Raw genomic sequence first — 19,812 nt, 5'->3', positions numbered from 1 at the left:
ATGTCCTTAAGATTTTGCCGGACTCGCCGGAACTTTCACGTGACTTTGGGCATCCAGCGCCATATTCAGATTCAGCACGTTGACCACGGATTCACCAAAGAAATTAGGCGTCGCTTTTTGTATGTTGCTATCAATTAACTGCTTTACCTCAGACAGCGGCATCTGGCGAATGTTGGCAATGCGCGGCGCTTGATAATAGGCCGCTTCCAGTGAAATTTGCGGGTCAAGACCACTGGCGGATGTGGTGACCAAGTCAACAGGTACTGGCCCAGTTTGGCTCGGATTTGCTTGGCGCACTAATTTAACGCGCTCACTGATGATTTTATCCAGATTCGGGTTGCTGATAGCCAAATTGCTACCACCGGAAGCCATTGGATTATAAGGCATATCGGAGGTTGCCGATGGGCGACTGGCAAAATAACCCGGTTGAGTAAAGTTTTGGCCGATTAAGCTGGAGCCGACCACTTCATCACCCAACATCACCAGTGAGCCATTCGCTTGTGATGAAAACATCAGTTTTGCCAACCCGGTGGTCAGCAAAGGATAAGCTATTCCGGTGATAAGTGTCAGTAATATCAGTAAAACCAATGCAGGGCGCAGGTAGGACATGCGAGCTGTTGATGACATGTTGGTGGTTGCTGACATCTTTTATTACCTCAATTTAGAGCGGATAACCGGCCACTACCCAAGGCGGCAGTGGCCGTGGCTAAGGTTGTTTATCGAGCGATTAACTCATTATCAACGCGGTTAGTACCAGGTCGATGAGCTTGATACCGACAAAGGGCACCAGTAAGCCGCCCAAGCCGTAAATCCACAGATTGCGGCGCAGCAGAGCGGCGGCGCTCATTGCTTTGTAACTGACCCCTTTGAGGGCCAATGGAATCAGAAACACAATCACCAGCGCATTAAAGATAACGGCGGACAATATTGCCGAGGCCGGTGAATGTAATTGCATAACATTCAAGGCGTTGAGCTGTGGGTAAGTGGCGGCAAATGCAGCCGGGATAATGGCAAAATATTTGGCGACGTCGTTGGCGATACTGAAGGTGGTCAGCGAGCCACGGGTCATCAGCATTTGCTTGCCGATATGCACCACTTCAATCAATTTGGTCGGGTTTGAGTCCAAATCCACCATATTACCCGCCTCTTTGGCGGCTTGGGTCCCTGAGTTCATCGCCACTGCGACATCAGCCTGCGCCAGTGCTGGCGCGTCGTTGGTGCCATCGCCGGTCATTGCCACCAGTCGGCCTTCGGCCTGATATTGACGAATTAAGGCCAATTTGGCTTCCGGGGTGGCTTCGGCCAGAAAATCATCGACCCCAGCTTCGGCGGCAATCGCCGCTGCGGTCAGGCGGTTGTCACCGGTTATCATCACGGTCTTAATGCCCATTTTGCGCAGTTCAGCAAAACGTTCTTTAATGCCGCCTTTAACAATATCTTTCAGGGCGACCACCCCTAATACGCGCGGGCCATCGGCAACGACTAATGGCGTGCCCCCGGTGCGGGCTACACTTTCTACCGCCTCTTCTACCGCCCGTGGGAAATGGCCCTGATTGGACTCCACATGGCGGCGAATAGCATCGACGGCGCCTTTACGAATCATCCGGTCTTGTACACTGACGCCGCTCATCCGTGTTTGTGCTGAGAAGGGCACGAAAGTGGCGTTTAGGCTGTGTAAATCGCGCTCGCGCAAATTAAAACGCTGTTTAGCCAGCACCACGATACTGCGGCCCTCCGGGGTTTCGTCGGCCAGCGATGAGAGTTGCGCGGCATCGGCCAGTTGTTGTTCGCTAACCCCCGGGGCCGGCAAAAATTCTGATGCCTGGCGGTTGCCCAGTGTGATGGTGCCGGTTTTATCCAGCAGCAGCACATCAACATCACCGGCGGCTTCGACGGCGCGCCCGCTGGTGGCGATGACATTGGCCCCTAGCATGCGGCTCATCCCGGCCACGCCAATGGCAGATAACAACCCGCCGATGGTGGTGGGGATCAGGCAAACCAGCAACGCGACCAACACGGTGATGGTGACGGGTGAACCGGCCTGATTCGCTGCAACACTGAAAACCGAAAAGGGGTATAAAGTCGCGGTTGCCAGTAAAAAGACGATGGTCAGCGCCACCAGTAAAATGGTCAAGGCGACTTCATTTGGCGTTTTGCGGCGTTTCGCGCCTTCGACCATGGCTATCATGCGGTCAAGGAAAGTTTCGCCGGGGTTAACACTGCACTCGACCACTAGCCAGTCAGATAGCACCCGGGTGCCGCCGGTCACGGAGGAGAAGTCACCACCGGACTCACGGATAACCGGCGCAGATTCACCGGTAATGGCACTTTCATCCACCGATGCGCCGCCCTCTAGGACTTCACCATCGCACGGCACGGTATCACCCGCTTCGATGAGCACCAGGTCACCTTTACGCAAACTGTCGGCTGCGACTTTCTGCTGTGGTGCATCAACGCGGGCTTCTGCGAGTTTTTTTGCCCAACTGGTTTTCTTCACTCCGCGCAGACTTTCGGCCTGTGCTTTACTGCGCCCCTCGGCCAGTGCTTCGGCAAAGTTGGCAAACAGCACTGTAAACCACAGCCACAGCGCGACACTGCCGGTAAATATGGCACTGCCAGCTGTTTGGCCGCTTAATATGGCCAGCCAAATTAGGGTGGTTAGCCCGCTGCCCAGATACACCACGAACATCACCGGGTTGCGCCACTGAACCCGCGGGTCCAGTTTTTTCACAGCGTCAAGAAGCGCAGTACGAACCAGTGCAGGCTCAAAAATGGCGCGTTGTTTGCGAGTCATAGTCATTCTCTCGTTAATGTGTTAACCAAACTTGCAGATGTTCGGCGACCGGCCCTAAGGCCAACGCTGGGATAAAGGTCAATGCGCCCACCAATAACACGGTGCCCACCAACAAGCCGATGAACAGCGGGCCAGAGGTTGGAAGGGTGCCGTTGCCAGCCGGTTGCCGTTTCTTCGCCACCAGTGAACTGGCAATCGCCAACACCGGCAGAATTACCCCAAATCGACCCAAGAACATCGCCGCCGCCAGTAACAGGTTGTAAAATGGCGTATTGACACTCAGGCCAGCAAAAGCGCTGCCGTTGTTGTTGGCCGCGGATGAGAGGGCGTAGAGCACTTCACTAAAGCCATGCGCTCCGGGATTGAGTATTCCGGCGCGACCAGCATCGGTACCCAGCGCCAGTGCAGTACCCAACAGCACGATAGCGGGGGTGACCAGAATGGCCAGTGCGGTCATTTTCATATCAAATACGTCAATTTTCTTGCCCAGGTATTCAGGAGTGCGGCCAATCATCAGCCCGGCAATAAAGACCGTCAGCAGCACAAACAGCAGCATGCCGTACAAACCGGAGCCGACGCCGCCAAACACCACCTCACCAATCTGCATTAACCACATCGGCACCATGCCCCCCAGCGCCGTAAAGGAGTCATGCATCGCATTAACCGCACCGCAAGATGCTGCTGTCGTGACCACGGCATACATGCTGCTCGCCAGAATACCGAAGCGCGATTCCTTGCCCTCCATATTGATATTGCTGTCCGCATCCAATGGCATTAAATGCGGATTACCGGCCAGTTCGGCGTACATCACCACCACTACCGCCACCACAAAAATCAGTGACATAGCCCAGATAAGCGCGTGGCCCTGGCGGTTATCGCCGACCACGTGACCAAATGCAAAACAGAGGGCGCAGGGGATCAGGAAGATGGCTAGCATTTGCACAAAATTGCTAAATGCTGTCGGGTTTTCAAAGGGATGGGCTGAGTTAGCCCCAAAGAAGCCGCCGCCATTGGTGCCCAGCATTTTAATGGCTTCTTGTGATGCCACCGGCCCCATCGGTAAGGTCTGTTTTACCCCCTCCAATGTGGTGATATGTAGGTAGCCATCCAGATTTTGTAGTACTCCCTGACTGACGAAAATCAGGGCGATGACCAGGGCAATCGGCAATAAGACATATAAGGTGATACGCACCAAATCAACCCAAGCATTGCCCAAAGTGTTGGCTGAATGGCGGGAAAATGCTCGGATAAGGGCAAAAGCAACCGCAATGCCGGTCGCCGCCGAGAGGAAATTCTGCACTGTCAGGCCGGCCATTTGGCTGAGATAGCTGAGGGTATTTTCCCCGCTGTATGCTTGCCAGTTGGTGTTAGTGACAAAGCTCACTGCGGTATTCAGCGCCAGATGCCATGACATTCCGGGCATATTTTCCGGATTCAAGGGGAGTGAGCCCTGCATCATTAACAGTGCGAACAGCAGCACAATGCCCAGCACATTGAACAGGAGAATGGCCAGCGCATATTGCCAGCCATTCATTTCTTCATTTTTTACCCCGCTGCAACGCCATAAAGCGGCCTCGATTTGTTGCAGTGGCATGAAAGGTTCGCCTTCAATAAGGCGCGCCAAAAAGCTCCCCAACGGACGGGACAGCACCAATAACACCAGCATGAAGCTGGCGATAAGCAGAAATCCTGATGCCGCCATTTAAAAGTCCTCCGCATTAAACAAGGCATAAACCAGATAGCCCAACAGCAGCAGAACCAGTAGCGCACCACAAATGATGCTGACACTCACGATATACCTCCACAGGCATTATTTTTGCTAACTCAGCTTTTGCTGACCAAGTTTGATAATCAGGTTTTTGTTAACAACAGCTTAGGAAGTTGTAAGAAAAGTTCTTGATAAAAAAATGCCGGGAGGTGTAAAAAAAGTATAAAAACGCTCAAAATATAAGCAAAAAGTGCATGTAAATTAACCAGTCAGAGTGGATAGTATTAAATTGCTTTAGCCAGATGGGTATTTTGGGGGGGAATGCATTTAGTTTTCTAATTCATAAATACCCAGCAACCATCGCGCAACACATGACAGAGTTGACTTAACTTCTCTGTAACAAAATTACGGAATTGGTATTTTTTTTCTACTTTTTATGTGATTTAGTGGTCGGATGAGTGGCAAGTCGGCAAGCAATACGGTAAAATTTTGCTCAATTTACAATTTTGTTTATTTTCAACGCCACGCAGCCATCGGGCACCATTAATTAAAGTGGCTGGCCACATAAAGGCGTTTTAAAGGAGGATTATTATGTCCATGTACAATGCATATCCATTACATCAGGTTATTTTGCGGCGTATCACCGTGATTCTGGTGGGGTTATTGGCGCTGCCTGTCATGCTTTTTCGCCGCGATCGCGCCCGCTTTTACAGCTACCTACACCGTGTCTGGATAAAAACCAGTGATAAACCGGTGTGGTTGGCACAGTCTGAAATGGCGCCACAAGATTTTTATTGATTGCTAAACTATCAGGTTTGCAACGGTAAATTGCAGTAAAGTGAAAGGCCCATGAGTGAATGCTCGTGGGCCTTTTTTATGGGCCGATGGAGAATAAAATGCCGCAAAGCAATCAGGTGATGCCAAGTTTTGCATATTGCCGCGCACGTGATGAACTTGATGCGCTGTGTGCAGCGGGGATAACCCGTGGCAAATTGATGGAGTTTCATAGCCGATATAAATTGGTGTTATTAGCGCATTCACAGCCGGAATACCGAGAAATAGGGCCTTTTATTGCGGGAATGGATAAATGCTCATCACTTATTGAGTTTACTGCTGAGTATCGTCAGCGTCTGCTGCATATACTCGCGCACTCACCCACGCCAGCTAATCACACCAATGTGTTAATGCATGTGCAGGGCTATTTTCGGCCTTATCTCACCTCCCCCCAGCGCCAAGCATTGGCGCGACTGATTGGCCAATACCGCTTAGGTGAATTACCACTGAGTGTACCTATCGCCCAGATAACTGCATATTTGCATGAATTTCCAAATGATTATTTGGCCGGGCAGCACTATTTTACTTTTTACTCGGAGCAAGAATAGGGCATGGCAACACATCTTATTTGGTTTCGTAATGATTTACGCCTAACCGATAATCTGGCGCTGCATGCAGCATGCCAGGATCCGCAAGCGACCGTAATTGCAGTGTTTATTGCGACCCCCGTGCAATGGGCTAAGCATGATATGGCACCGCGCCAGGCGGCATTTTTACTGCAAAATCTACAGCTGCTGCGCGATGCACTCAGCGCGCGGGAAATTGCGTTTTATTATCATCAGTGTGATGATTTTCAGGATTCTATTATCTGGCTGGATGATTTTTGCCAACAACAACAAGTGGATGCGCTGTTTTATAACCAACAGTATGAGTTGAATGAACAGCTACGCGATGAAGCATTGGTGGCGCGACTGAGTCGCCGAGCTATTACTTGCCACCGTTTTCATGACAGTGTGTTATTGCCACCGGGCAGTGTCCTGACCGGTAATCATGAAATGTACAAAGTTTTTACCCCATTTCGCCGGGCATTCATTCAGCGTTTACTGATGAGTGATTGCCGAAGTGTACCGGCACCGAAACCTCGGACCACCCCGGCCGTGGCCACTTCGCCGCTTTTGGCCCCCTTCGATTATCCGCAACAGCCAGTAGACAATCAGTTATTCCCGGCGGGTGAAGAGGCGGCGCTACAGCGCCTGCGCAGTTTCTGCCGCGAGGATGTGCAAGACTATCAACAACAACGCGATTTCCCTGCCGTGGCGGGCACCAGTTGCCTGTCACCTTATCTGGCGTTGGGGATTCTTTCGCCCCGTCAATGTGTTAATCGCCTACGTGCTGAATGCCCAGATTGGGTGGAAAATGCTGAGGGCGGGGCATTTACTTGGCTTAATGAATTGATTTGGCGTGAATTTTATCGTCATTTATTGGTAGCTTATCCTCGGTTATGCCAGCATCATCCCTTTATTGGCTGGACTGATGCAGTATTATGGAATCACTCAGAACAGCAATTAATCGCCTGGCAGCAGGGGCGGACAGGTTATCCTATTGTCGACGCAGCAATGCGGCAGCTAAATGAAACAGGTTGGATGCATAACCGTTTGCGGATGATTAGCGCCAGTTTTTTGGTGAAAGACTTGCTGATCGACTGGCGCAAAGGCGAGCGTTATTTTATGTCGCAATTATTAGACGGTGATTTAGCCGCTAATAATGGTGGCTGGCAATGGGCAGCATCAACCGGGACAGATGCCGCGCCCTATTTTCGTATTTTTAATCCCACCACGCAGGGCGAGCGTTTTGATAAAGACGGCGTTTTTATTCGCCGCTGGTTGCCAGAATTGGCGGCGGTACCCGACAGTGATATTCACCAGCCGTGGCGTTGGGCGCAGCGACAACAGCAACCATTGGATTACCCACCACCGCTGGTGGACCATAAGCAGGCCAGATTGGCTACACTCGCGGCATTTGACGCCGCTAAGCGGGATGGCAGCAAGGATCCCTAATCACCAGGAGCCTTCATGTTTTTGACCTATATTTCGACTCAACCGGCACTCTCTGACAGCAGCATTCACCGCCAAAAATATCGTCACGGGTTGCTTAGCGCCGGGTTGGTTGTTTCTTTTAGCCTCTATAGTGCATCGGCAGCCGCGGGTTTTGAAGTGGTGGCGCTAGGGGTTGATGGCGGTGTCAGTGATGGTAACCTGACATCATATCTGATCCGTGATGATAGCCAGCCGCTCTATTTGGCACTCGACGCTGGCTCTGTGCTGCCGGGCATAGCTAAGGCATTGGAAAAAGGCAATTTTTCCGATGTTACGGATAGCATCGCCGCGCCGCTAACACGGCAGGGATATATTTTTCGCCAGCGGATTAACAGCTATTTTATTAGTCACGCCCATCTTGACCATGTCTCCGGCCTGATTATTGGGTCACCGGAAGACAGCAAAAAAACGCTTTATGCATCAGCCGATACTATTGATGTGCTGAGAAACTACTATTTTAACTGGCGCGTATGGCCCAATTTTACTGACAGTGGCAGTGGCGCGCGTTTGGGCACTTACCGGATGCAATTGGTGCGCCCGGCTCAATCATTGAGCTTGGGACTGACCCACTTAACGGGTGAAATGTACCCTTTGAGTCATGATAAATCGCCATCTTCCATGTTGCTTATCAGCAGTAACAATGCCGCTTTTGCCTATTTTGGCGATACCGGCCCGGATGAAATCGAGAAATCGAAACATTTGGATACGGTGTGGCGTAAATTGGCAGAGAAGGTCAAACAGCAGCAATTGAAAGGGATCATAATTGAAGTTTCGTACCCGAATGAGCTGGATGATAGCAAGTTGTATGGCCATATGACGCCAAAGTGGTTGCTGAAGGAATTGAAAAATCTTGAGAAATACAGTGGCGAGGGCCAGCCGCTAAAAGATTTGCCGGTGGTCATTAGCCACATTAAACCCTCACTCCAGCAGGGGTTGGATGTGCGCAAAGTGATTGCTAGCGAGTTAGCCCAAGGCAATGATATGGGGGTTAATTTTATCCTGATGGAACAAGGCGATAGCCAGAAGTTCTGATGATATTTGAGTGTTATAACACACAGATTAATGAGAGTTAAATAATGCGTAATACTGAACTCGAAACTCTACTGAGTAATCAGCTGAATATCTCAGCTTTTCAAGACTATGCACCCAATGGTTTGCAGGTTGAGGGGCGCGAGCAGGTCAAGCGCATTGTCACCGGCGTGACAGCCAGTCAGGCGCTGCTGGATGCTGCCGTGGGGCTACAAGCCGATGCCATTTTGGTGCATCACGGCTATTTTTGGAAAAATGAACCGGTAGCGGTGCGGGGAATGAAACGTAACCGCCTGAAAACATTGCTCACTAATGATATCAATCTGTATGGCTACCATTTGCCGCTGGATGCCCATCCCGAATTAGGCAATAACGCGCAACTGGCTAAATTACTGGGTATCCGGGTCTTGGGGGACATTGAATCTCTGCTGCCCTTTGGTGAATTTGATGTGCCGTTAAACGCAGTGATTTTACGTGAGCGGCTGGAAACATTATTGGAGCGCCCAGTTTTGCATTGCGGTGATCGCGCGCCAACTGATGTGCGCCGTATAGCTTGGTGCACTGGGGGGGGGCAAGGTTACATTCAGCAAGCGGCTGAGTTTGGTGTTGATGCATTCATAACCGGCGAGGTTTCGGAGCAGACAATTCATATCGCCCGTGAAATGGGGGTGAATTTTTATGCGGCAGGACACCATGCGACGGAGCGCTATGGTATCAAAGCATTGGGTGAATGGCTCGCCACCCATCATCAACTTGACGTTATCTTTATTGATATTCCTAACCCAGCTTAATCCAATGCGAATTATGCACTGATGATAAATTTAGTTGCATAATTCGCAGTCAAAACTCTCGCCACAAACACGCATTAAACCTTACTTAAAACAAGGTTTTGTCACTGCGCGGCCATCTGAAATACTCATCTAAACGCAGTGCGATGATAAAACAGCAATTTCCCAAAATATTCCTCTGTTTTATGCTGATTCTAAATAAGAAAAAATCGCGTAGCCTGCGCTGTTATTGCTAAAAACCCATAAAAATAAGCAATTATAGTGGTTAATTTTCACCTTTTCACCGGGCTTAATGATTATTGGCAGCTATTGGTTAATTCAGTTCTATTGACAGCAGCTAGGTGCTAACGCATAAATATAAACTTATAACGAGTATTTATATAAAAATAATAGGGGACAGGAGTGCAACGAGCGAGATGCTATTTATTGGGAGAAAGTGCGGTGGTTTTGGAGTTAGAACCGCCAATAACATTAGCAAGTCAGCAGCGGATTTGGGGTTTAGCTGATCGTCTAATTCACCATCCCGATATCCTTGAAGCCATCCCCGGCATGAATAACCTGACTTTATTGCTGACAGACCCACACAATACCGCGCTGGATGCTATTGAGCGGCTACAACACTGGTGGGAAGAGAGTGAGTCACTTATCCCTGAATCGCGCGATATCACCATTCCGGTGATTTATGGCGGTGAAGCCGGGCCTGATTTGGCTGAGGTGGCGCGTCATACCGGGATGACTGAACGCCAGGTGGTGGAGTGCCATGCACAGGCGAATTATATCGTCTATTTTCTCGGGTTCCAGCCCGGTTTTTCATATTTAGGTGGGATGCCCGAACCACTGGCAACCCCCCGCCGCGCTGAGCCACGTTTGGTGGTTCCACCGGGCACTGTCGGCATTGGTGGCAGCCAAACTGGCATCTATCCGTTGGCCACTCCCGGTGGCTGGCAGCTGATTGGCCGCACATCACTGGCACTATTTAACCCGCTAGAAATGCCGCCAACTTTGCTGCGGCCTGGTGACAATGTGCGCTTCCTGCCCTTAAAGGAGGGCATATGCTGAAGATTATTCGTTCCGGAATTTATACCACGATACAAGATAGCGGGCGCGGCGGTTTTCGTCGGTTAGGTATCAGTCAGGGTGGTGCTCTCGATTCACCGGCGTTAAATATGGCAAATATGCTGGTAGGCAATGCTGCCGGTGCTGCGGGTCTGGAAATTACCCTGGGCCAATTTGCGGCTGAATTTAGCCAACCGGGCTGGATTGCGGTCACTGGTGCAGGGTGTGAGGCGATGCTGGATAACCAATTGCTTTGGACTGGATGGCGTTATCCAGTCAAACCGGGCCAACAGTTAAAACTCAGTGTTCCGCATCGTGGAATGCGCAGTTATTTGGCGATTTCTGGCGGGATTGATGTGCCGGAAATGCTGGGTTCGCGCAGCACCGATTTGAAAGCGGGTTTTGGTGGCTATCAGGGGCGGTTGATTAGAGAGGGTGACTGCCTACCACTAGGGAAGCCGACACGTTTACCGCGTGAATCAGTTGGTATCAAACAATTGTTATTTGGTAACCGTGTGCGAGCTGTTCAGGGGCCGGAATATCATGAGTTTGATGATGTGTCACAGGGGGCATTCTGGCGTGAAGCCTGGCAACTTAGCCCACAAAGTAACCGAATGGGTTATCGCCTGACGGGGCGTGAGCTCGCGCGCACGACATCACGCGAGATGTTGTCCCATGGTTTGTTACCCGGAGTGGTGCAAGTGCCGCATAACGGGCAACCCATCGTGCTGATGGCGGATGCACAAACGACCGGCGGTTATCCGCGTATTGCTTGCGTGATTGAAGCGGATCTGTACCACTTGGCGCAACTTCGACTCGGGGAGTCCGTCCATTTCGTGCCCTGTACCGTCGAAGAGGCGCTGCGCGCCAAGTTAGAACAACAACATTTTTTGCAACAGATCGAATGGGGCTTAGAGCAAGGGTTTGATGCCACGGAGGCCCAATGAAAGTTGATTTAAATGCCGATTTGGGCGAAGGCTGTGCCAATGATCAGGCGCTGCTGCAATTAGTCAGTTCAGCCAATATTGCTTGCGGTTTTCATGCCGGAGACGCAGCAACTATGCGCCAGTCAGTGCGCTGGGCTATTGAGTATGGGGTGGCTATCGGCGCACATCCGAGCTTTCCAGATCGTGAGAATTTTGGCCGTACAATCATGCAGTTACCGCCTGAAACAGTTTATGCCCAAGTGGTTTACCAACTGGGGGCTTTGGCGGCCATCGTGAAAGCCGAAGGGGGGGTTATGCAACATGTGAAACCTCACGGCATGTTGTATAACCAAGCGGCACGTGATCCGTTGCTGGCGGATGCTATTGCTCTGGCGGTTAAGGCCGTCAACCCGCTATTGCGCCTAGTGGGGCTGGCGGGGAGTGAATTGATTCGCGCCGGTGATCGCGCGGGTTTAGTCACCCGGCAGGAAGTGTTTGCCGACCGCCGCTATCAAGGCGATGGCACGTTAGTTCCTCGTAGTCAGCCCGATGCACTTATCGAAAGTGACGATTTGGCTTTGTCACAAACCCTAGCCATGGTGCAGCGCCATCGGGTTCAGGCTCGTGATGGCAGTTGGGTGCCGGTGCAAGCCGACACAGTATGTGTCCATGGTGATGGTGCCCATGCATTGAATTTCGCCCGCCGTTTACGAGACAGTTTTCAGCAGGAAAATATTACGATCACTGCGCAATAGTTAAACAATAACAACATGTTAGGACAACAAAAAATCATAACCGCCTGGCCCGGGTGGAATAGCATTGCGATAAAAATCTATCGATAGCAGTTTTTTACTCTATTTTAGGACAGGAGAGTCATCTTGGAACAAACGGTAAATCTTTGGCCGCTGATTGGGATCGCGGCGATTATAATCGGATTCTTACTGCGCATTAACGCAGTTTTGGTGGTGATCAGTGCCGGGATAATCACGGGGCTGGCGGCACTTATGCCACTGGCCACCATTTTGGAAAAACTGGGCGAGGGTTTTCTGAACACCCGCAATCTGCCCTTGATTCTGTTACTGCCCCTGGCGGTGATTGGTCTGCTTGAACGCCATGGTTTGAAAGAGCGGGCACAGGCCTGGATTTCGCGCATTAAAAGCGCCACCTCAGGCCGTCTGCTGATTGTGTATCTGTTTGTGCGTGAAGCCACGGCGGCGCTGGGTTTAACCAGCCTCGGGGGGCAAGCGCAGATGGTGCGCCCGCTATTAGCGCCAATGGCGGAGGGGGCGGCCAAAACCCGTTATGGCGAGTTGCCGGAGAAAGTACGTTATCGCCTGCGGGCGATGTCAGCGGCGACAGATAACGTTGGCTTGTTCTTTGGTGAAGATATTTTTGTTGCTTTCGGTGCCATCATTTTTATGCACAACTTTATGCTGGAGTCCGGCGGTATCCAAACCGAGCCGTTGCATATCGCGCTGTGGGGCATTCCGACGGCGATTTGCGCGTTCCTTATTCATGCCTACCGCTTACAACGTTTGGATAAACATCTTGCCGCTGAATTAACGGCGCTGAATCAGTCTGCCTTGGCAAGCAAGGGAGACGGCCAATGATTTTTCAACAGCAATATTTATACTGGTTGGCTGGCGTCGTTTTACTGATAGTGGCCGGAATGTCATTTCGAGATAAAGCCAACCCGCGCCGCATCACCACCGGGTTATTTTGGGGGTTGTACGGCCTGATTTTCCTGGTCGGAGACTGGACTTACCGCCTGGCTAACACATTGGCGGGTGAGGGGCCGGATGAGAAACGGATTCTACATATCGCGGTCGGCGTGGTGGTCATCATCATGGCGTTAATCGCCGGTTTTGGCGGGGTAAAACTGGGCAGTTATCATCAGCGTACTGAGCAAGAACGCGAAGTGAGCGCTAAGCGCCTGGGGAACAAGCTGTTTATTCCCGCACTGACTATTCCGATCGTGACGGTTATCGGCGTACTGCTGTTTAATAATATTCCTGCGCTGGATCTGTGGTTATTTGGTAGCGGCAACCATGCCACTTTGGTGACCTTATTCTCAATGACTGTCGGCTGTGTGCTGGGCTTGCTGATTGCGGTGGTGATGACCCGCGAAACTGCTGCGCAACCGGTGCAGGAAGCTCGGCGTCTGTTGGATTCTATTGGCTGGGCATTTATCTTGCCGCAGATTTTGGCGACTCTTGGCCTGTTGTTTACCTCCGCCGGTGTTGGCACGGCGATTGCCCATTTGACGCAGGAATATCTGGCGGTAAATCATCGCTTTATTGCCGTGGCTGTCTATGCTATTGGCATGGCGGTGTTAACCATGATCATGGGGAATGCCTTTGCAGCTTTCCCGATCGTCACCGCCGGTATTGGTATCCCCATTTTGGTGTTGCAGCATGGTGGTAACCCGGCAGTTATGGCGGCTATCGGCATGTTCTCTGGCTACTGCGGTACTCTAATGACCCCCATGGCCGCCAACTTTAACATTGTTCCGGCTGCATTATTGGAGCTGCCGGACAAACATGCGGTTATCAAAGTTCAGATCCCAACTGGGCTGACTCTTTTGATTGTTAACGTATTTTTACTTTATTTCCTGATGTTTCTCTAGGAGGGGCGATGAGAAGTGTATTAATCACCGGGTTTGAGCCCTTTGACGGCGAAAGAGTGAATCCCTCTTGGGAAGTGGTCAAAAAACTTAATGACCTGATGCTCGGTGGCGTCAAAGTGGTCGCCCGTCAGTTACCTTGTGCTTTTGGCGCAGCATTGACCGCTTTGAATGCCGCTATGGATGATATTCAGCCGGTACTGGTGCTGGCCATTGGTCAGGCGGGTGGGCGGGCTGATATTAGTCTCGAACGGGTGGCGATTAATATCGATGATGCCCGCATTGCGGATAATCTGGGTAATCAGCCTGTAGACCAGCCAATTGTAGAAGATGGCCCCGCGGCTTACTTTACCCGTTTGCCTATCAAGGCCATGGTGCAGGCTATTCGCGAGGCCGGTATCCCTGCGTCGGTGTCCCAGACGGCCGGAACCTATGTTTGTAACCATGTTATGTATGGGTTATTGCATCGGTTACATCAGGTTAATGACGAAGTTAAGGGCGGTTTTATTCATATCCCTTATTTACCGGAACAAGCAGTCAATCACCCCGGAGCGCCAAGTATGTCAGAGCACTCTGTGATGATAGCATTGGAATTGGCAATCTCGATTGCATTGCAAATTGATCATGATTTGCATATTTCTGGTGGCGCAATCCACTGATTTTAAAATAAAAAACGCCACCAAGAAGGTGGCGTTTTGCGAATTAAGCAGCAGACTAAATTGGCTTATTTCTTCAATTGGCTCTTAAAATCACGTTCGGCATAACCGGTGTAAAGCTGACGCGGACGGGCAATTTTGATGCCGTCATCGTGCATTTCATTCCAGTGAGCAATCCAGCCGATGGTGCGGGCGATGGCGAAGATGACGGTGAACATGGAGGACGGAATACCCAGTGCTTTCAGGATGATACCTGAATAGAAATCGACGTTTGGATATAACTTTCTCTCGATGAAGTAAGGGTCATTCAGCGCAATATGCTCCAACTCCATCGCCACTTTCAGCAGATCGTCTTCCAGTTTTAACTCTTTCAATACTTCATGGCAGGTTTCGCGCATGACAGTGGCGCGCGGGTCGTGGTTTTTATACACACGGTGCCCGAAGCCCATCAAGCGGAACGAATCGTTTTTATCTTTCGCGCGGCGGATGAATTCTGGAATGTGCTCAACGGTTTTAATCTCTTCCAGCATCTTCAAGCAAGCTTCGTTTGCACCACCATGGGCAGGGCCCCACAGGGATGCAATACCTGCGGCGATACAAGCAAATGGGTTCGCACCAGAAGAACCGGCAGTACGCACGGTAGAGGTTGAGGCGTTTTGCTCATGGTCGGCGTGCAGGATGAAAATACGATCCATCGCGCGTTCCAGTACCGGGTTAACTTCATATTCCTCGCAAGGGGTAGAGAACATCATGCGCAGGAAGTTGCCGGCATAGGACAGGTCATTGCGCGGATACACAAACGGCTGGCCGATGGAATATTTGTAACACATCGCGGCGACCGTCGGCATTTTGGACAGCAGACGGAAGGCGGTGATTTCACGATGCCGCTCGTTATTGACATCCAGCGCATCGTGGTAGAAAGCCGCCAGCGCGCCTGTCACCCCACATAATACCGCCATCGGATGTGAGTCACGGCGGAATCCGCGGAACAGACTGGTTATCTGCTCGTGGATCATGGTGTGGCGGGTCACTGTTGCTTTGAAGGTTTCATATTCTTCAGCGGTGGGGGTTTCGCCGTATAAAAGAATGTAGCAAACTTCCAGATAAGTAGAATTTTTTGCTAATTGATCAATAGGATAGCCACGGTGCAGTAGGATCCCTTCATCACCGTCGATAAACGTGATTTTTGATTCGCAGGATGCGGTAGAGGTAAACCCGGGGTCATAGGTAAAATACCCTTTGGAACCTAAGGTGCGGACGTCGATCACGTCAGTGCCGAGAGTTGGGGATAGAACCCCCAGTTCGATCGCAGCTTCGCCTGTCAGATTCAGCGTCGCTTTTTTGTCAGCCATTTACAGTCTCCTTAGCGCTTATTTTAAAACCCCTAACAACTGAAATGTCTTAGAGGCCCGGGGGCCATCTTCTCATCAGCACTGCTCTGTTTTATTCACTGTAACAACATGATTTAGGGTACAGAGTGTCTCGCCAATGCGGCCTGCAATCCGAAGGGTTAGATTGATGGCGACGTTACAAAGTTGTTAACGATTTGTCAGATGCTTATAGTTTATGGTTCATTGCCTACGATATCTATGGGGATATTGACTCAGTACACTGTTGCATAACTTAAGCTTATGGGGAAGTGTATCCGCAGACCTTTAGTGCATCATAGGGCTTATTTCTACCCTAGTTGTAATGGAAATGTTTATTCTTTGTCAAATCAGATAATTAATTTTATATAAATTGTGTAAATCGTGATCCTAATCACTGTTCAGGGGAAATGTTACCAATCAGTTTGTGTGGGAATTGTAATAAGAATGTGAACCCCCTATACTGCCGCCAGGTCTCCGGATTACCCTGAAGTAGGAGCACCCAGCGTTATATCAAACACGTCATTTAAGCATGCAGGATGTTATGTTTAAGTGTGCGGTGTGAAGGGTTTCGGCTCTTAACGCTGTCTGATCCCCACCCAGGCCCGGAGGAAGGAAAATAATAAGAGCTGTGTGGGCAAAACCGTGAAAAAACAAAGACCTGTCAATTTGGATCTGCAAACGATTCGATTTCCTGTTACTGCGATAGCGTCCATTTTACACCGAGTCTCTGGCGTAATAACTTTCGTTGCCGTTGGTATCCTCCTTTGGCTGTTAGGTTTGTCTGTCTCCTCGCAAGAAGGATTCATGCAAGCGGCGGCTGTCATGAATAGCTTTTTTGTTAAATTCATCTTCTGGGGAATACTCACTGCGCTGGCCTATCACATTTGCGGTGGCATCCGTCACTTGTTAATGGATTTCGGCTATATCGAAGAGAGCTTGGCCGCGGGGACCCGCTCCGCCCAAGTAGCAATGGTGTTAACCTTGGTGCTGTCAGTTTTAGCTGGAGTCCTGGTATGGTAAGCAATGCTTCTGCGTTAGGGCGTAATGGAGTACACGACTGGCTGTTACTACGTGCTTCTGCGATCGTCATCACTCTGTATGTTCTCTATATTCTGGGCTTTGTTGTCATTGTCCCAGACATTACCTACGAAATCTGGCGTGGCTTCTTTGCTTCGCACATCACAAAAGTATTTACCCTGCTGACCTTGCTGTCGATTCTGGCTCATGCCTGGATTGGTCTGTGGCAGGTATTAACGGACTATATCAAGCCGCTAGCGGTACGACTGGTGTTACAACTGGCCGTGGTGATTACGCTGCTGGTCTACCTATTGTATGGAACAATTGTGGTGTGGGGTGCTTAAATGAAACTGCCAGTCAGAGAGTTTGATGCTGTTGTTATCGGTGCGGGTGGTGCGGGTATGCGCGCAGCACTGCAAATTTCACAAATGGGGCTGTCTTGTGCCCTGATATCGAAAGTATTTCCAACCCGTTCTCATACCGTATCTGCGCAAGGTGGCATCACGGTCGCATTGGGCAATACCCATGAAGATAACTGGGAATGGCACATGTATGACACGGTAAAGGGTTCCGACTATATCGGTGACCAGGATGCCATCGAGTATATGTGTAAAACTGGCCCTGAAGCGGTGCTTGAGCTGGAACACATGGGTTTGCCGTTTTCGCGCTTAGAAGATGGCAGCATTTATCAGCGGCCATTCGGTGGGCAGTCACTCAACTTTGGTGGCGAGCAAGCGGCGCGTACTGCGGCAGCAGCCGATCGTACCGGGCATGCGCTGCTACACACCCTTTATCAGCAAAATCTAAAAAATCACACTACCATTTTCTCCGAATGGTATGCGCTGGATTTAGTGAAGAATCAGGACGGCGCTTTTGTCGGCTGTACTGCCATCTGCATTGAAACCGGTGAAGTAGTTTATTTTAAAGCAAGCGCCACGGTGCTGGCGACCGGTGGTGCTGGGCGTATTTATCAATCAACTACCAATGCGCACATTAATACCGGCGACGGGGTAGGTATGGCCTTGCGTGCCGGCGTTCCGGTGCAGGACATGGAAATGTGGCAGTTCCACCCGACCGGCATTGCCGGGGCGGGTGTATTGGTCACCGAGGGCTGTCGTGGTGAGGGCGGTTATCTGCTGAATAAACACGGTGAGCGCTTTATGGAACGTTATGCTCCGAACGCCAAAGATTTGGCGGGTCGTGATGTTGTTGCGCGTTCCATTATGATTGAAATCCGTGAAGGCCGCGGTTGTGATGGCCCGTGGGGGCCTCATGCCAAACTGAAATTGGATCACTTGGGTAAAGATGTGCTGGAGTCCCGCCTGCCGGGTATTCTTGAGCTATCTCGTACCTTTGCGCATGTTGACCCAATCAAAGAACCTATTCCGGTTATCCCAACGTGCCATTACATGATGGGTGGAATTCCAACCAAAGTGACCGGCCAGGCCATCACCGTCAATGAAAAGGGTGAAGATGTTGTCATCCCTGGTCTGTTTGCGGTAGGTGAAATTGCCTGTGTTTCCGTCCATGGCGCAAACCGCTTGGGTGGTAACTCATTGCTAGACTTGGTGGTATTTGGTCGTGCCGCCGGTATGCATCTGCAAGAGTCATTGATGGAGCAGGGTACCAGCCGCGATGCCAGTGATTCAGACATTGAAGCTTCCTTGGATCGTATGAACCGTTGGAATAACACCCGTTCAGGTGAAGATCCGGTTGAAATCCGTAAAGCATTACAATCCTGTATGCAGCATAACTTCTCGGTGTTCCGTGAGGGGGACGCGATGGCTAAAGGGTTGGAGGAGCTGAAAACTATCCGTGAACGTCTACACCATGCCCGCCTGGATGACACTTCTAGCGAGTTCAATACCCAGCGTATTGAATGCCTGGAGTTGGATAACTTGATGGAGACGGCGTTTTCCACCGCAGTGTCTGCAAATTTCCGTACCGAAAGCCGTGGCGCACATAGCCGCTTTGACTTCCCGGAACGTGATGATGCGAACTGGCTGTGTCACTCGCTGTATTTGCCAGGCACTGAAAGCATGACCCGCCGTGAGGTAAACATGCAACCTAAGCTACGCGCGGCATTCCCGCCGAAAGTGCGTTCTTACTAAGGCATGTGTTGTGTTGATAGGGTGAAACCTAACCCGTTGCGGAGGAAAAAGTCATGAAACTTGAGTTCTCAATTTATCGCTACAACCCGGATGTCGATAACGCGCCGCATATGCAGGATTACACGTTAGAGGCGGAAGAAGGTCGGGATATGATGTTGCTGGATGCCCTTATCCAGTTAAAAGAAAAAGATCCGACGCTATCGTTTCGTCGTTCATGCCGTGAAGGGGTTTGTGGCTCTGACGGTTTGAATATGAATGGCAAAAATGGCTTGGCATGTATTACGCCAGTGTCGGCATTGCAAAAGGGCAATAAAAAGATTGTGATTCGCCCATTGCCGGGGTTACCGGTGGTGCGGGATTTAGTGGTCGATATGGGGCAGTTTTATACTCAGTACGAGAAAATTAAACCTTACCTATTGAATGATGGCAAAAATCCGCCGGCACGTGAGCATTTACAGTCTCCGGAACAGCGCGAAAAACTGGATGGCCTGTATGAATGCATCCTATGCGCCTGTTGCTCAACATCTTGTCCGTCATTCTGGTGGAATCCGGATAAATTTGTTGGCCCGGCAGGGTTACTGGCGGCCTATCGCTTCCTGATAGACAGCCGTGATACTGAGACAACAGCACGTTTGGATGATCTGGACGACGCTTTTAGTGTTTTCCGCTGCCATAGCATCATGAATTGTGTCAGTGTTTGTCCTAAAGGCCTTAACCCGACCAAAGCCATTGGCCACATTAAATCTATGTTGTTGCAACGTAGTGCATGATGTGAGTTTATTAACCCGGGGAATGTGTTTCCCGGGTTACATAAGGTAGGGAATCTCTAAAAACGGGCGAGCGGTCAGTTTTTAGAGGTTCCTT

General features: G+C 50.5%; 20 protein-coding genes. 15 read left to right on the top strand and 5 right to left on the bottom strand.

Features of this window, described 5'->3' with window-relative positions:
- Positions 1–6: 6 nt before the first annotated feature.
- The 4 genes from kdpC to D5F51_RS12720 form a co-directional block, all read right to left on the bottom strand.
- On the bottom strand, positions 7–645 hold the full coding sequence (kdpC, locus tag D5F51_RS12735; RefSeq protein WP_162301739.1) for a potassium-transporting ATPase subunit KdpC: 639 nt from the start codon (positions 643–645) through the stop codon (positions 7–9).
- Between the two features lie 82 nt (positions 646–727).
- Positions 728–2,794: a potassium-transporting ATPase subunit KdpB gene (kdpB, locus tag D5F51_RS12730; RefSeq protein ID WP_129197131.1), complete on the bottom strand. Its 2,067-nt coding sequence runs from the start codon at positions 2,792–2,794 to the stop codon at positions 728–730.
- Between the two features lie 13 nt (positions 2,795–2,807).
- Complete coding sequence (gene kdpA, locus D5F51_RS12725) at positions 2,808–4,496, bottom strand: potassium-transporting ATPase subunit KdpA (protein WP_129197129.1); 1,689 nt, start codon at positions 4,494–4,496, stop codon at positions 2,808–2,810.
- Positions 4,497–4,586, bottom strand: coding sequence for a K(+)-transporting ATPase subunit F (locus D5F51_RS12720; protein WP_032819844.1), 90 nt, complete (start codon positions 4,584–4,586; stop codon positions 4,497–4,499).
- A 507-nt stretch (positions 4,587–5,093) separates the two neighbouring features.
- Between D5F51_RS12720 and D5F51_RS12710 the strand changes: the two genes are divergently transcribed.
- From D5F51_RS12710 to pcp, 11 genes are all read left to right on the top strand, one after another.
- Entirely contained in the window at positions 5,094–5,300 is a 207-nt protein-coding gene (locus D5F51_RS12710; protein WP_025377594.1) for a YbfA family protein, read from the top strand.
- A 98-nt stretch (positions 5,301–5,398) separates the two neighbouring features.
- Entirely contained in the window at positions 5,399–5,884 is a 486-nt protein-coding gene (locus tag D5F51_RS12705; RefSeq protein WP_087769395.1) for a YbgA family protein, read from the top strand.
- Positions 5,885–5,887: 3 nt separating this feature from the next.
- The gene (gene phrB, locus D5F51_RS12700; RefSeq protein ID WP_129197127.1) at positions 5,888–7,333 is read left to right on the top strand and encodes a deoxyribodipyrimidine photo-lyase; all 1,446 of its coding nucleotides are present in this window, start codon (positions 5,888–5,890) and stop codon (positions 7,331–7,333) included.
- A gap of 15 nt (positions 7,334–7,348) precedes the next feature.
- On the top strand, positions 7,349–8,404 hold the full coding sequence (locus D5F51_RS12695) for an MBL fold metallo-hydrolase (protein WP_162301738.1): 1,056 nt from the start codon (positions 7,349–7,351) through the stop codon (positions 8,402–8,404).
- A 44-nt stretch (positions 8,405–8,448) separates the two neighbouring features.
- Positions 8,449–9,192 carry a type 2 GTP cyclohydrolase I gene (locus D5F51_RS12690; RefSeq protein ID WP_087769396.1) on the top strand — a complete coding sequence of 248 codons (744 nt, stop codon included), beginning with the start codon at positions 8,449–8,451 and terminating at the stop codon, positions 9,190–9,192.
- A gap of 399 nt (positions 9,193–9,591) precedes the next feature.
- Complete coding sequence (gene pxpB / locus D5F51_RS12685) at positions 9,592–10,248, top strand: 5-oxoprolinase subunit PxpB (RefSeq protein WP_025377598.1); 657 nt, start codon at positions 9,592–9,594, stop codon at positions 10,246–10,248.
- Positions 10,242–11,192: a 5-oxoprolinase subunit PxpC gene (gene pxpC / locus D5F51_RS12680; protein WP_129197125.1), complete on the top strand. Its 951-nt coding sequence runs from the start codon at positions 10,242–10,244 to the stop codon at positions 11,190–11,192. Before pxpB ends, pxpC begins: the two co-directional genes overlap by 7 nt.
- Positions 11,189–11,926, top strand: a complete 738-nt coding sequence (gene pxpA, locus D5F51_RS12675; RefSeq protein WP_129197123.1) for a 5-oxoprolinase subunit PxpA — start codon at positions 11,189–11,191, stop codon at positions 11,924–11,926. The genes pxpC and pxpA overlap by 4 nt, the downstream gene beginning before the upstream one ends.
- A gap of 123 nt (positions 11,927–12,049) precedes the next feature.
- Positions 12,050–12,781, top strand: coding sequence for a DUF969 domain-containing protein (locus tag D5F51_RS12670; RefSeq protein WP_025377601.1), 732 nt, complete (start codon positions 12,050–12,052; stop codon positions 12,779–12,781).
- On the top strand, positions 12,778–13,797 hold the full coding sequence (locus D5F51_RS12665; protein WP_129197121.1) for a DUF979 domain-containing protein: 1,020 nt from the start codon (positions 12,778–12,780) through the stop codon (positions 13,795–13,797). Before D5F51_RS12670 ends, D5F51_RS12665 begins: the two co-directional genes overlap by 4 nt.
- A gap of 8 nt (positions 13,798–13,805) precedes the next feature.
- Positions 13,806–14,453 carry a pyroglutamyl-peptidase I gene (gene pcp, locus D5F51_RS12660; RefSeq protein WP_025377603.1) on the top strand — a complete coding sequence of 216 codons (648 nt, stop codon included), beginning with the start codon at positions 13,806–13,808 and terminating at the stop codon, positions 14,451–14,453.
- Positions 14,454–14,518: 65 nt separating this feature from the next.
- Here the strand turns inward: pcp and D5F51_RS12655 are convergent, their stop codons facing one another.
- Positions 14,519–15,802: a citrate synthase gene (locus D5F51_RS12655; RefSeq protein WP_025377604.1), complete on the bottom strand. Its 1,284-nt coding sequence runs from the start codon at positions 15,800–15,802 to the stop codon at positions 14,519–14,521.
- 648 nt (positions 15,803–16,450) lie between these two features.
- Between D5F51_RS12655 and sdhC the strand changes: the two genes are divergently transcribed.
- Genes sdhC through D5F51_RS12635 form a run of 4 tightly spaced genes read left to right on the top strand, consistent with a single transcriptional unit; the run spans position 16,451 to position 19,718 of the window.
- Positions 16,451–16,840, top strand: a complete 390-nt coding sequence (gene sdhC / locus D5F51_RS12650) for a succinate dehydrogenase cytochrome b556 subunit (RefSeq protein ID WP_050112713.1) — start codon at positions 16,451–16,453, stop codon at positions 16,838–16,840.
- On the top strand, positions 16,834–17,181 hold the full coding sequence (sdhD, locus tag D5F51_RS12645) for a succinate dehydrogenase membrane anchor subunit (protein WP_025377606.1): 348 nt from the start codon (positions 16,834–16,836) through the stop codon (positions 17,179–17,181). The genes sdhC and sdhD overlap by 7 nt, the downstream gene beginning before the upstream one ends.
- A complete protein-coding gene (sdhA, locus tag D5F51_RS12640; protein ID WP_025377607.1) occupies positions 17,182–18,948 on the top strand; it encodes a succinate dehydrogenase flavoprotein subunit in 1,767 nt (588 codons plus the stop codon).
- 53 nt (positions 18,949–19,001) lie between these two features.
- On the top strand, positions 19,002–19,718 hold the full coding sequence (locus tag D5F51_RS12635) for a succinate dehydrogenase iron-sulfur subunit (RefSeq protein ID WP_005165479.1): 717 nt from the start codon (positions 19,002–19,004) through the stop codon (positions 19,716–19,718).
- Positions 19,719–19,812 lie beyond the last annotated feature (94 nt).

Source organism: Yersinia hibernica, from assembly GCF_004124235.1.
GTDB lineage: Bacteria > Pseudomonadota > Gammaproteobacteria > Enterobacterales > Enterobacteriaceae > Yersinia > Yersinia hibernica.
Note: the sequence above shows the minus strand (reverse complement) of the source record. Positions and strands in the feature narration are given on the sequence as shown.